The sequence below is a fragment of the Sphingobacteriaceae bacterium GW460-11-11-14-LB5 genome (genome assembly GCA_002151545.1).
Classification (GTDB): Bacteria; Bacteroidota; Bacteroidia; order Sphingobacteriales; family Sphingobacteriaceae; genus Pedobacter.
In genome coordinates this window covers 4503682-4517213 of record CP021237.1, presented here as the reverse complement: position 1 = coordinate 4517213, position 13532 = coordinate 4503682, and the positions used below count along the sequence as shown (strand labels likewise).

Sequence of the window (13532 nt, the reverse complement as noted above, 5' to 3'; positions counted from 1 at the left end):
AATCATGCTCCTTATTTGTAATTGTCTTTTAAAAACTCCAGATACGCATTAATATGTGAGCGATCTGTTAGTTTTTCGAAGTTTTCTTTACTGATGATAAAACCTTTATATAAGTTAGCCGGAACTTTCATAATGTTCTTTAATTGGCCTGTAATACTCGATTCGTAAAGTTTAGCATCTTCCAAATCGATAAAACTTGTAATGTAAATCAGCTGATCATTATCTAACTCTACCAATTTATGTTCCAAATCATTATCAGGATAATTGCCACGGTTAAATTGTCCTATTCCAAAACGCGATGAACTTAAGGTTAAAGTGGCATCCGCTACGTCGATTACATAATAGTATTCTTCTGATTTAGCTGCACTAAAAATGCTGGCCGGTTTGGCAAGATCAGCAGGTTTAACATCAACAGGTTTGGCTACAGGAGCAGGCTCTGCCGTTTTTACGGTTGCATTATCGGTTACCAAAGGTTTTGTTGGAACGGCAATTGGGGTAGCCTGGCTTACAAAACGTGGTGCGTTGGCATCGAAATCAACCAGGGCAAGTGGCCTTTGTTTAAATTCCTCCAGGTTCGCTTCAATATATTTTAAATGATCGCGCACCAAAGGCGTTATAATTTTATCGTTTGGATAAAGCGTGGTAATCTGGTTAAATTCGGTAAGCAGGGGATCAACTTTTGCTGTACGGCCAATGGCAATTGCTTTTAAATAAGCGTACTGCGGTGCAAGATCATTGTTTGGAAAAGCAGTGATGTTATCGTTAGCCTGTTTTACCACACTTGCATAATCTTTTTTCGCATAGGCATCAAAAGTCACATTATAATTGTTGATGGCAATGTTCTCCATTTCAGTTTGTTTGGCCGAATAGGATGGATCTAAAATGTTTTTGGCAAAGTTAGATTCAGGGAATTTCGTAAGCACCAACTGCTTGTACTGATCTGATTTTATCTCATCTGTACCTTTATAATTAAGGTACAAACTGTAATAAATGGCAACTAAATGATTGTTATCCGGATATCTTTTAATCAGTTCCAGGTATATTTTGTTTGCTTCTGGTTTATCGTTCAGTTCCTGCTGATAAAAGCTGGCGATTTCGAAATAAGCATCGATAATTTTCTGATCAGATGTGGCCAATAATGCCGGAGTAGTAGGAAGGCCATCTAAAAACTGTTTTTCTAATGAAGTTTGGTCCTGTGCAGCCTGATTGGTTTCTCCATTTGCGGGTTTTACTCCGGTGGCTACATTTCCGCCTGCCAAAACCTGATTGGTTTCCTGAGCAGAAGACCGGGTGCTTTGTCTCCAGTTATCTTCCAGTTGCCTGTTGCCCCAACGTTTCTTAAAATCGCCAAAGCCATTGCTAATCGCTGCATTATTATTAAAATAAAAAGTATTTCCGCCAATTTTGTTCGAGGCGTTTAACGATTGATTAGGAAAATCGGGGTCGTTTAAATACTGGTTACTGATTACTCCTCCGGTATTGCTCACCTCAACTTTTGGTGTTAAATAAGCTTTAACCTTTGCTTCACGCTCTCCAGCAGGAAGTTTAGCTATGGCCTGGGCGGTATCTTCCTTTGCAATAATGGTATACCTGTCGGTCAAATATTTCAGATTATCGGCTTTTTTAACAATGTTGTCGTAATCAGGAAAGTTTTTAGGCAAAATCATTACCGTACTATCGTAATACAACTTTGCTTTAATGTAGTTGTTAAATTCTTTAAAGTTTAAATCAGCAATTCTTAAGTACGACAAGGCTTTTTGATTTTGGTTTCTGGTACTTTTTGCAACCGATTTTTGGTAATTTTCTTCCGCTTTTACAAAGTTTCCTTCTGCCGAAAAAAGTTCGCCAACCTGGTAGTAAATCTGGTCGGTATAATCGAAGTTTTTATCGTCTTTAAGTAATGCTAAAAGCTGTTCCTCTTTGTTCAGGTTTACGCCGCTTAATAATGCTTTTAATTTAATCCGGTTTAAATTGGCATGAAAATACATTTCAAAAGGGGCGTTGCTTTTTTCAACTTTGGTGAAGTTGGCATAAGCATCCTGAAGATTTTTTTCTTTTTCCTGCAACTGCGCAAGGATAAAGCGCCAGCGTATACGGAGCTGTTTTTCGGCTGGAAGTGCAATTGCCGACTCTAAAAACAGGATTGCTTCCTTATTGCGTTTCTGGTAAATGCGCATCTGTGCGGCAGTAGCCAAAGGTTCTGCCAGATCTTTTTTTAGCTCATCAGAAGCACGCAACATGGTGTCGAGAATTTTATCGGCCAGCACCATATTGTTTAATTGCATTTGGCTACGTACTTTCCAGTTCATAGCCATAATAAATGTTTTTAAATCGTTGTTATAGGTTTTAGCCGTATAATCAAAGTATTCTGACGCAATAAAATAGTTGCCTTTTAAGTAATTCGCCTTGCCTAAAAGCATGTAGGCATCATCAATATAATTACTAAAACTTTTATCGTTTATAACAGTTTGTCCTTTGGTAATAACATCATCGAGCTGTTTATTGGCTACACCTGGTGTAAGTACCAGATTTACCTGAGGCTCGGGATCAAGGTAAACAGGCAGGGTTTTTTCGTAATTATCTGCATAACTTTGTAACAGGCTCTCATTATACTCGGTTAGTAAAACGTTGGAGTTATAGATATAGTTATACCTTGCCGTTAAGTTTTGAAACCTGCGATCTACTGCTGTATCTTTATTTGCGACACAGCCATAAATAAGGAGGACACTTATAAGGATGAGGAAGGGATTTAAGTTTTTGTTAGCGTAATTTTTCAAGTATGATAAATCTCTTAGGTGGATATACAATAAACAATATATGTAGAAAAATATTTTATTTGGCAACAAATTTTAATTATTCAAAGTTAATTTAATTATTGCATTAAAAAATGGAAAATCCGAAAGAAGAAGATACAAAGAAAAAGGTAAATGCAGCCGCCAAATATTCTGCTATTGGCTTCCAAATGATTGCCACCATTAGCCTTCTTACTTTTATAGGTTACAAGATCGATGAGCACAGAAACAGCAAAACTAATTTAATTACTGCTGCTTTTGCTTTGGCAGGGGTGGGGATTGCATTATATCAGGCCATCAGGCAGGCGACTAAACCGTAAGTTTTCAGTTGGCAGTTTTCAATTGGCAGTTGGCAGTTAACAGTTGGCAGTTTACAGTTGGCAATTTTCAGTTGGCAGTTTACGGTTCAGCCCTTGCTTCAGTTAACCAGTTAACCAATTCAACAGTTAACCAATTAATCAACCTCATAATAATTCTGCTTTGCACTACTTAATGATACTAAAAAGCTTATCTTTGCCGGAGTTTTTATCTGCTAAGAAATTATACATTGACTCTAGCCAAATTTACCAGTATCTATTTCATTTTCGTTGGCCTATTAATAGGTGTAATTGCCGTTTTACCTGTCGTATTTCCTAATCAACAATTGTTCGTGAATAACTTTTGGGTGATGTTTGGCTTTTTGGCCGGCATAACTTACGTGGCTTATATGCTTGTTGATATCGGTATAAAACGTGATCCTGAAGTAGGTGTGATGGCTATTATGGGATCAATTGCAGTGAAGATGATTTTTTGTATGGCTTTTGTATTGATTTACAGTATAAAAGCGAAGGGAATTGGGCTAATATTTATGCTTAATTTTTTTTCTTTATATTTATTGTTTACGGCCTTTGAAATTTACTGTTTGTTACGTAACTTGCGCCACCAAAATTTAAAGTAAAAAACTGCCAATAAATGGATTGTAACCGAGTTTTTGTGTCTAAAGTTAAAAGGCTAACTATTGTTTTTACGCTTTTAATCGCGTTTTTATCTATCAAAATTGATACTTTCGCTCAGGTTGATAGCGCTGTTGTTCCTGTTGATAGCGTTGTAGCCGGATCTGCCGAAGCAGTTTCTGGTGAGCATGGCGCTGCTAACCATGGTAAAGAAAAATTCGAGCCAACTAAAGTGATCATGGAGCACATTGCTGATTCACATATGTGGCACCTTTGGGGACATACTTCATTGCCTCTTCCGGTAATTTTATATACAGCTAACGGTTTAGAGTTTTTCTCTTCTGGTCACTTTCATCATGGTGAACATGATTATAACGGTAAATACAATAACTATCGTTTAGAAGAAGACCACATTAAAGTGGTTGGTGCTGATGGAAAAATCGATGAGGAAGCGAGTAAATCTGTTTTAGATTTCTCAATTACTAAAAACGTTGCTGCAATGTTCGTTGCGATTTTTGTCATACTGGTAATATTTATTTCGGTGGCAGCTTCTTATCGTAAACGTGTAGGTAAAGCACCTAAAGGTTTACAATCTTTTATGGAGCCAATTATCATTTTCGTGAGAGACGATATTGCTAAACCAAACATCGGTCATAAATACGCTAAGTTTATGCCTTATTTATTGACGACGTTTTTCTTTATTTTATTCAACAACTTATTTGGTTTGATTCCAATTTTCCCGGGTGGCGCTAACGTTACCGGTAACATTGCCCTGACTTTTGTAATGGCATTGGGAACTTTAATCATCGTTAATATTAATGGTAACAAATATTACTGGAAACACATCTTTAAACCAGATGTTCCCTTTTGGTTGTATCCGATTATGATTCCGGTAGAGTTAATTGGTATCATTTCTAAACCATTCGCTTTAATGGTTCGTTTGTTCGCAAACATTACGGCTGGTCACATTATCGTATTAAGTTTAATATCCTTAATTTTTATTTTCGAAACATTGGCTATTGCTCCGGTTTCTGTTGCATTCGTATTGTTTATGGATGTGTTAGAATTACTGGTGGCGTTTTTACAGGCCTTTATTTTTACATTATTAACTGCCTTATTTATTGGTATGGCAGTAGAAGAGCATCATTAATAGAAAACTATTTTTTACAAATTAATATAAATTAAATTAGTTATGGTAGGTTCAATCGCGGCAATTGGTGCCGGTTTAGCAGTAATCGGTGCAGGTATCGGTATCGGTCAAGTAGGTGGTAAAGCAATGGAAGGTATTGCTCGTCAACCAGAAGCTGCATCAAAAATTCAGACTGCAATGATTATCGCTGCTGCCCTTATTGAGGGTGCTGCTTTATTCGGTGTGGTAGTTGCATTATTAGGCTTAAACGGTTAATAATCACTGAAGAAATTAGGTTGGGTATTTAACGATTGGTTATTTACCCAGCCCTATTAAAAAGATTGTTTTTAAAAATTAGATAAAATGGAATTAGTAACCCCAAGCATAGGATTGGTTTTTTGGACGTCGTTAGCATTCATTTGCTTATTGATCTTACTTAGAAAATTTGCATGGAAACCTATTTTAGGTGCAATTCACGAACGTGAGCAAAGCATTGATGAGGCACTTAACAAAGCTGAATTGGCCAAACAAGAAATGGCTCGTTTAACCAGTCAGAATCAAGATTTGATGCAACAAGCTCGTGCAGAACGTGACGAAATTTTGAAGGAAGCTAAAACCTTAAAAGATGGTATCTTAAACGAAGCTAAAAAACAAGCTCAGGTTGAAGGTGCTAAATTGATCGAGAAAGCTAAAATCGAAATCGAGAACCAAAAGAAAGCAGCTTTAGCTGAAGTTAAAGACCAGGTTTCTTCATTATCATTAGAAATTGCAGAACGTGTTTTACGTACGCAGTTAGATGATAAAGCTAAACAAGAAACTTTAGTAGCTAACTTGTTAAAAGACGTTGAATTAAACTAGTTTGAGAAAATAGATTTGAGATACTAGATATTAGATAGGAGATTCGTTCTCACATCTTCCATCTCACATCTCACATCTCACACCTAAGAATATGTCAGAAATTAAAGTTGCAAGCAGATACGCCAAATCATTAATAGACCTAGCCGTTGAAAACAATGCGCTGGAAGCATCTTATAATGATATGGTTTTGTTTGAAAAAGTGGTTGATGAAACTCCTGAACTAGAAGCAATATTAAAAAACCCGATTGTACCTTTAGATAAAAAAACAGGTATTTTGAATGGTATTTTTGCTGATAAAGTAAGTAAACTAACCATCTCATTTTTCAAGATCGTAGTTAATAAAGGCCGTTCGGCAATTTTATTTGCCACTGCAAAACAGTTCGTTCAACAATATAACTTAATTAAAGGTATTGTTACTGCTGATGTAACTACTGCAAGTGCATTAAGCCCTGCAGCTAAAGAGCAGATTGTTGCGATTGTAAAAAGAGAATTAAACGCCAACCAGGTTATTGTTAACGAAAAAATTAACGAAAAATTAATTGGTGGTTTTATATTGAAAGTTGGTGATAAGCAATTTGATGCAAGTATTGCCAGCGGTTTAAGTAAACTAAAAAAAGAATTTGCGCAGTAAGCGCGTGGCGATAAACGTATAGCGGAAAACGCCGTGCGCCAAACGCCAAATAAAAGAATTGCGATAAGCGGATGGCGAATAAATGCCAAGCGCCATGCGCTAAGCACTAAACATTTACAAAAAGATATAAAGTAAAATTATGGTAGAGGTAAGACCAGACGAAGTATCGGCAATTATCAGACAGCAATTGGCGGGCTTCAAATCAGAAACCGAACTGGAAGAAGTTGGTACCGTGTTGCAAGTGGGCGACGGTATTGCCCGTGTTTACGGTTTAACTAAAGTTCAATCGGGAGAATTAGTTGAATTTGCAAACGGCCTACAAGGTATTGTATTAAACCTTGAAGAAGATAACGTTGGTGTGGTACTTTTGGGTGCTTCAGACGAGATCAAAGAAGGTGATACGATTAAACGTACCAAAAAAATTGCCTCTATTAAAGTTGGTGAAGGTATGCTTGGCCGCGTAGTGAACACTTTAGGTGAGCCTTTAGATGGTAAAGGTCCAATCTTAGGTGAAACTTACGAAATGCCTTTAGAGCGTAAAGCACCAGGTGTAATTTATCGTCAGCCGGTAAATGAGCCTTTACAAACTGGTATTAAAGCAATCGATGCCATGATTCCAATCGGTCGTGGTCAGCGTGAGTTGGTTATTGGCGATCGTCAGATTGGTAAAACTGCCGTTTGTATCGATACCATTATCAACCAAAAAGAATTTTATGAAGCAGGCCAGCCTGTGTTCTGTATTTATGTTGCTATCGGTCAGAAAAACTCTACTGTAGCTAATATTGTACGTACATTAGAAGAAAACGGCGCTTTACCATATACAGTTGTTGTTGCTGCTTCGGCTGCAGATCCTGCGCCTATGCAGTTTTATGCTCCGTTTGCAGGTGCTGCAATTGGTGAGTTTTTCCGTGATACAGGTAGACCAGCTTTAATTGTTTATGATGATTTATCTAAACAAGCTGTAGCTTACCGTGAGGTATCTTTATTACTTCGTCGTCCACCGGGCCGTGAAGCTTATCCAGGTGACGTTTTCTACTTACACAGTCGTTTGTTAGAAAGAGCTGCAAAAATCAATGCTAACGATGATATCGCAAAAGCAATGAACGATTTACCAGAATCGATTAAGCATATCGTTAAAGGTGGTGGTTCATTAACAGCTTTACCAATTATCGAAACTCAGGCAGGTGACGTATCAGCTTATATCCCAACCAACGTAATTTCGATTACTGATGGCCAGATCTTCTTAGAGTCGAACTTATTCAACTCAGGTATCCGTCCGGCAATTAACGTAGGTATCTCGGTATCACGTGTAGGTGGTAATGCGCAGATCAAATCGATGAAAAAAGTAGCAGGTACTTTAAAGTTAGATCAGGCTCAATACCGCGAGTTAGAGGCTTTCTCTAAATTCGGTTCTGATTTAGATGCGGCAACAAAATCGGTATTAGATAAAGGTGCACGTAACGTAGAAATGTTGAAACAAGCACAGTTCTCTCCATTTACAGTAGAGAAACAAGTTGCAATTGTTTACGCAGGTACTAAAAACTTAATGCGTAGTGTTCCGGTTAACAAGGTTAAAGAATTTGAAACTGAATTCTTAACTCAATTGGAATTACGTCATCCAGAAACTTTAGCTGCATTAAAAGCTGGTAAATTTGATGATAGCATTACTGGTGTTCTAGATACAGTAGCAAAAGAGATTTCAAGTAAATATTAAAAAGCTAAGCGCAGGGCGTAAAGCGTTTGTAACCCAAGCGCGCTACGCCCTACGCTCTTCGCACAAATAAAGAATGGCTAATTTAAAAGAAGTAAGAAACCGGATTGCATCGGTACAATCAACACAGCAGATTACCAAGGCTATGAAAATGGTTTCGGCAGCAAAGTTGAAACGTGCTACTAATGCAATTATCGCTTTACGTCCTTATGCAACTAAACTGAAAGAGATTTTAGGTAATCTATCTGCAAGTTTAGAAGGGTCTTCATCACCTTTTATCCAAGAGCGTGAGCCCAATAAGGTTTTAATTGTTACGGTATCATCAAACCGTGGTTTGGCTGGTGCTTTTAACATGAACGTAATTAAAGCGGCCAACAATTTAATTGCTGAAAAATATAGCGAACAGTTGAAAAACGGTAATGTGAGCATTATTTCTATCGGTAAGAAAACTCAAGACTTTTACGAAAAACGTAAATACAATGTTATTGGCAATAATAACGAGGTATACTCGGCGTTAACTTTCGAAAACGTAACTAAAATTTCGGATGCGATTATGGCTGGTTTTATTAAAGGTGAGTTTGATAAAGTAGAAGTAGTTTATAACCGTTTTAGAAACGCAGCAGTACAATTTATTACTACGGAGCAGTTGTTGCCTTTACCTAAAGCAGAAGAAGCCCCAGCTGATCTAAAAACAGATAAGAAAACAACAAATGTTGACTATATCTTAGAGCCTTCTCAAGAAGAAATTGTAGAGCAGTTAATTCCTAAATCAATTAAAATTCAGTTATACAAAGCCGTATTAGATTCTCATGCTTCTGAGCACGGTGCCCGTATGACATCAATGGATAAAGCAACTGAAAATGCCGGAGAATTATTGAAAGCTTTAAAACTTTCATACAACCAGGCACGTCAGGCAGCAATTACAACTGAGTTAACTGAGATTGTAAGTGGTGCAGCAGCATTAAACGGATAAGATCAAGTCTAGAGTCGGAAGCCTTTAGTCAACAGTCAAAATTACCAAAGCCCATTTCTGAATTGAAATGGGCTTTTTTATGACCCATGTTAAAGTAAATCCAAAATTATTATGGTTTTTGCGGATTGTAATCCAAAATTATTATGGTTTTTGCGGATTGTAATCCAAAATTATTATACTTTTGTATGGTAAAGATTTGCTATGATCATTAGGAAACAATTGGATTATGCCTCTGCAAGGCTCTTTAAGGGCAAGGCGTTTATTATATTTGGCCCAAGGCAAACCGGTAAAACTACTTTCGTAGAGCAGTTGTTAGCCAAAGTAGATAAAAGGACATTGTACCTGAACGGAGATGATGCAGATGTGAGGGAAGCTTTAGCCAGGCCCAATGCCACACAAATTGCGCAGCTGCTTGGTAATTATGAAATGCTTTTTATAGATGAAGCCCAACGCATAAATGATGTTGGCTTATTAATTAAAATTATTGTAGATCGTTTCAAAAACGTTCAGGTAATTGCTACAGGCTCGTCGGCTTTTGAGTTGTCAGGAAAGATTAACGAGCCTTTAACGGGCAGAAAATACGAAATGATGTTATTGCCTTTTTCGTATGCGGAATTGATAAACAATACCGATTTTCTTACGGAAGAAAGATCCCTAGAACAACGTTTAATTTACGGTTCTTATCCCGAAATCATTAATGATCCTCAAAATGCTGAAGAACATTTAAAGTTGCTTGCCGACAGTTATTTATATAAAGACTTATTTGCCCTGGAAGAAGTGAAAAAGCCTTTACTGTTCGAGAAAATAGTAAAAGCTTTGGCTTTGCAGATCGGGAGCGAAGTAAATTTTTCCGAGTTGGCTCAATTGGTAAAAGCTGATCAGAAAACGGTAGACAAATACATCAATTTACTTGAAAAATCTTTTGTGATTTTTACTTTACCAGCCTTTGCAGGCAATGTGCGTAATGAAATCAAAAAGAATAAGAAAATCTATTTTTATGATACCGGCATTGTGAATGCCATTACGCGTAATTTTAATTCAATCGCAAACAGAAATGATGTAGGTGCATTGTTTGAGAATTATATGATTGCAGAGCGGATGAAGTTTTTACATCAGCATCAAATGGAAGCAGATTGCTTTTTTTGGCGCACTACACAGCAGCAGGAAATCGATTATATTGAAAAAACGAAAGATAAATTATTAGCTGTTGAGTTTAAATGGAACGAAAGAGGTAAAAATAAAATTCCTACAACTTTTACACAAGCTTATCCGGAAGCAGAAACGCTAATCTTATCAAAAACCGATCGGGGAAGCTTTTTGAATGGTTAAATCTTATCTTTGTCCTTTATTTTACATGATGAGAAAATATATCCTAATTGCCTTATTGCTTGCCCCATTTTTTGTAATGGCCCAAAACCCTGCCCGCGATTATACCAATGCGGTGCTTTGGCAGCAAACGTCGGGCGAGTATAGGGCGTTATGCTTTCAGGCTTATAACTTTTCCCGTTTATCGCTAAAAGAAGCATTATGGGCCGATACCAGTAAAAAACCAAATTGTGTGATTGTTGATATTGACGAAACCGTTTTGGACAATTCTGCTTTTCAGGGGCATGAAATTAAAAAAGGACTAAGTTATGCACCCGAAGACTGGACCGAATGGACCAATCTGGCGCAGGCCGATACCGTTCCGGGTGCTTTGGCTTTTTTAAAGTTTGCCGCATCAAAGCATATCGAAACTTTTTATGTGAGTAACCGCGATGAAAAGGATTATAATGCAACACTGAAAAACCTACAGCACTTTGGCTTTCCCTATGCAGATGATGCACATTTAATCGTCTCGAAAGGAACTTCAAATAAAGAACCACGCCGTCAGAAAATTAAAGAAACACATGATATTCTCCTGTTATGTGGCGATAATTTAAGCGATTTCAGCAATATTTTTTATCGCGAAAATAAAAATACCTTTGCCCAGGTAAACGCAAATCAGAACCTGTTTGGAACAAAGTATATCGTATTACCAAACCCAATGTACGGCGATTGGGAAAAGCCTTTGTATCAGGGAGAAAAACTGAATGATCAGGATAAAGCGAAACAAAGATTAGAACGATTAAAAAGTTACTAAGTTTTATAATTATTCAGCAATAAGTATTACTTTTGCAGCATCATAAAAATAAACATTATGGAGAACAACGAATTAAAGCACAATACAGAAAGTATGAAAACGGCTAACCAGCCAGGAATTTATAAATTAATGATTTTTGGTGTACTGGTTTGCATGGTGGGTACTTACGCACGTTTCGCTTACGATTCGTGGCAAGTATCTTTAGCATCCTGGATTGTTTTGTTCATCGGTGCAATTATTGCCATTAAAGGTGTATTCAAAATATTAGATGCATAAGCGTTCTACTATCAAAATATAAAGCCGGTCATGTTCATTCATGACCGGCTTTTTTGTTTTATCATTCAAATTAAAATTAGTGTGTCTTTTTTTTGAAAAGCAAATTCAGAAGCAGTTTGGTTAAAACAGTCCCGCTATACGCTTTACTTCGTTGCACTACGTGTTCGCTCCTATCGGGATTTAGGATAGAAAGGGCTGCCCGGGTAACTTAAACCTGGCAGGAGCGGGCACCGAACGCAGAGAGGTAAAGAGGATGGCAGGGCTTTCGGAACCGATGCACACAGTAACCTGCTTTTCAAAAAAACGGTGAGGATTATCATAATTGCCCCTTAAACTCCTTTCCCGCTACTTCAAACCCAACATTGGGTTACCTAAATATAATTCTGGTATTAAGGGAAAACACAGCGTTAAAAGCTAACCAAAACGCTGTACTTCTTATGGCCATTTGAAGCAAATATTTAAATGATTATTTATTTAAAAACACACAATCATGAAAAGGAATATTATTGCTATAGCCATAATTTTGGCTCTGTTTGGCTGTAACGCTGAAAAAAAAGACTACGCCGGCGCCGATGTTGTAAGCAATGGAGAGCTCAACCGAGAAAGCTCAGATAGTACCGCTGTAGAGAAAATTGTCAAAACTGCTGATATGCGGTTTCGGGTTAAGGATGTGCAGAAGACCAAAGAACAGCTGAGTAAAACCATCAAAGCAGAAGGCGGAACGGTGGCTGAGTTTTCTATCGAAAGCTCTATCCAGGAAACCGATAAGGTTAAACAATCTACCGACTCGCTAAAAGAAATTACCTCCTATCGTACGCAGGGATACCTGGTGGCTAAGGTTCCATCCGATAAACTAGACGAATTTACCAATACCATTGCAAAAATGGCTGTCTTTGTCGATAACCAATCGATGAAAATGGATGACCAGAGTATCGCTTATCTCGCCAATAAACTAAAGGCACAGAACAGGATTGATGCGATTGAAAAAATTAATAAAGTAGCCACGAAGAAAAGTGCCAATGTAGAATCTTCTCTTTACATTAAAGATGATTATGTGGATAAGAAAATCGAGAATATGCAAATCGATAGCCGCGTAAAATTCAGTACCATTACCCTTAATTTTTATCAGGACAATACGGTTAAAACGATGATTGTTGCCAATGACAATCTGTACGATTACCGTCCGGCATTTATAAACAGGCTTTGGTTAGGTATTGTAAACGGCTGGACCATATTTAAAGAGATTATAATTGCTATTTCTAATTTATGGATGTTAATACTGGTGGGTATTGCAATCTTCTTTACTATAAAATATTTTATCCGTAAAAATAAATTAGCGATGGAAGAGGCCACCAAAACATGATCGATCAGGCCAGGCAATAAACAGTTATTTCATTATCGCTCCATGGCCCGTGTTCGCACGGGCCATTTTAAAATATACATTTAACAATAGACCCCGAAATAAATTTACTTCGTAACTTTCGTTAACTCAGGTAAGGGTGACGGGAACTTTTGGAACTATTTCTTCACCTTAACCGCTAAACCTTTAACCTTGGTTTTGTTATCGCTTACAAAGGATTCCCAACCCGAATAGTTTTTAGATTTACCACCTGTGGTAATTTTCTGAAAGGAATGGCAAACCGCTACGGCTAAACCATCGGTTGCATCTAAAAACTCTGGTGTTTCCTTGAAATTCAACAAGCGCTGCAACATGGCCGCCACCTGCTCTTTCGTGGCATTGCCGCTACCAGTAATCGATTGTTTGATCTTTCGTGGTGAATATTCGGTAACTGAGATATTTCTCGACAGGGCGGCTGCAATAGCAATGCCTTGCGCACGGCCAAGTTTTAATAATACCTGAATATTTTTACCGTAAAACGGGGCTTCGATGGCCAGAACATCAGGCTTATACTGATCGATTAAAACCACTGTTTTTTCGAATATCCGTTGAAGCTTAAGGAATGGATCATCTAAATGGGTCATCTTTACCACCCCTAAACTGATCAGTTCTGTTTTATTTCCCTTCTCTAAAATTACGCCATAACCCATCACCGCCGTGCCTGGATCAATGCCCATAATAACCCGTTCCTTTTTTTCGTTCAACATTA

At 37.6% G+C, this 13532-nt stretch carries 14 protein-coding genes; 12 read left to right on the top strand and 2 right to left on the bottom strand.

Features of this window, described 5'->3' with window-relative positions:
* Window positions 1–11: 11 nt before the first annotated feature.
* On the bottom strand, window positions 12–2777 hold the full coding sequence (locus CA265_18090; protein ID ARS41459.1) for a gliding motility protein: 2766 nt from the start codon (window positions 2775–2777) through the stop codon (window positions 12–14).
* A gap of 110 nt (window positions 2778–2887) precedes the next feature.
* Between CA265_18090 and CA265_18085 the strand changes: the two genes are divergently transcribed.
* From CA265_18085 to CA265_18030, 12 genes are all read left to right on the top strand, one after another.
* On the top strand, window positions 2888–3112 hold the full coding sequence (locus CA265_18085; GenBank protein ARS41458.1) for a hypothetical protein: 225 nt from the start codon (window positions 2888–2890) through the stop codon (window positions 3110–3112).
* Window positions 3113–3372: 260 nt separating this feature from the next.
* The gene (locus CA265_18080) at window positions 3373–3729 is read left to right on the top strand and encodes a hypothetical protein (protein ID ARS43048.1); all 357 of its coding nucleotides are present in this window, start codon (window positions 3373–3375) and stop codon (window positions 3727–3729) included.
* Window positions 3730–3743: 14 nt separating this feature from the next.
* Window positions 3744–4874 (top strand): ATP synthase F0 subunit A, encoded by a 1131-nt coding sequence (locus tag CA265_18075; GenBank protein ARS41457.1) that lies wholly within the window; start codon window positions 3744–3746, stop codon window positions 4872–4874.
* Between the two features lie 42 nt (window positions 4875–4916).
* Window positions 4917–5129: an ATP synthase F0 subunit C gene (locus CA265_18070; GenBank protein ID ARS41456.1), complete on the top strand. Its 213-nt coding sequence runs from the start codon at window positions 4917–4919 to the stop codon at window positions 5127–5129.
* Window positions 5130–5216: 87 nt separating this feature from the next.
* Window positions 5217–5711, top strand: coding sequence for an ATP synthase F0 subunit B (locus CA265_18065; GenBank protein ARS41455.1), 495 nt, complete (start codon window positions 5217–5219; stop codon window positions 5709–5711).
* 91 nt (window positions 5712–5802) lie between these two features.
* The gene (locus CA265_18060; protein ID ARS41454.1) at window positions 5803–6342 is read left to right on the top strand and encodes an ATP synthase F1 subunit delta; all 540 of its coding nucleotides are present in this window, start codon (window positions 5803–5805) and stop codon (window positions 6340–6342) included.
* A gap of 139 nt (window positions 6343–6481) precedes the next feature.
* Window positions 6482–8056, top strand: coding sequence for a F0F1 ATP synthase subunit alpha (locus tag CA265_18055; protein ID ARS41453.1), 1575 nt, complete (start codon window positions 6482–6484; stop codon window positions 8054–8056).
* 73 nt (window positions 8057–8129) lie between these two features.
* Entirely contained in the window at window positions 8130–9026 is an 897-nt protein-coding gene (locus tag CA265_18050; protein ARS41452.1) for an ATP synthase F1 subunit gamma, read from the top strand.
* A gap of 201 nt (window positions 9027–9227) precedes the next feature.
* Complete coding sequence (locus CA265_18045) at window positions 9228–10355, top strand: ATPase (GenBank protein ARS41451.1); 1128 nt, start codon at window positions 9228–9230, stop codon at window positions 10353–10355.
* 28 nt (window positions 10356–10383) lie between these two features.
* Window positions 10384–11148 carry a 5'-nucleotidase, lipoprotein e(P4) family gene (locus CA265_18040; GenBank protein ARS43047.1) on the top strand — a complete coding sequence of 255 codons (765 nt, stop codon included), beginning with the start codon at window positions 10384–10386 and terminating at the stop codon, window positions 11146–11148.
* Window positions 11149–11205: 57 nt separating this feature from the next.
* Window positions 11206–11424, top strand: coding sequence for a hypothetical protein (locus CA265_18035; GenBank protein ID ARS41450.1), 219 nt, complete (start codon window positions 11206–11208; stop codon window positions 11422–11424).
* A gap of 490 nt (window positions 11425–11914) precedes the next feature.
* Entirely contained in the window at window positions 11915–12787 is an 873-nt protein-coding gene (locus CA265_18030; GenBank protein ID ARS41449.1) for a hypothetical protein, read from the top strand.
* 155 nt (window positions 12788–12942) lie between these two features.
* Here CA265_18030 and CA265_18025 read toward each other — a convergent pair whose 3' ends face one another.
* Window positions 12943–13530: a crossover junction endodeoxyribonuclease RuvC gene (locus tag CA265_18025; protein ID ARS43046.1), complete on the bottom strand. Its 588-nt coding sequence runs from the start codon at window positions 13528–13530 to the stop codon at window positions 12943–12945.
* Window positions 13531–13532 lie beyond the last annotated feature (2 nt).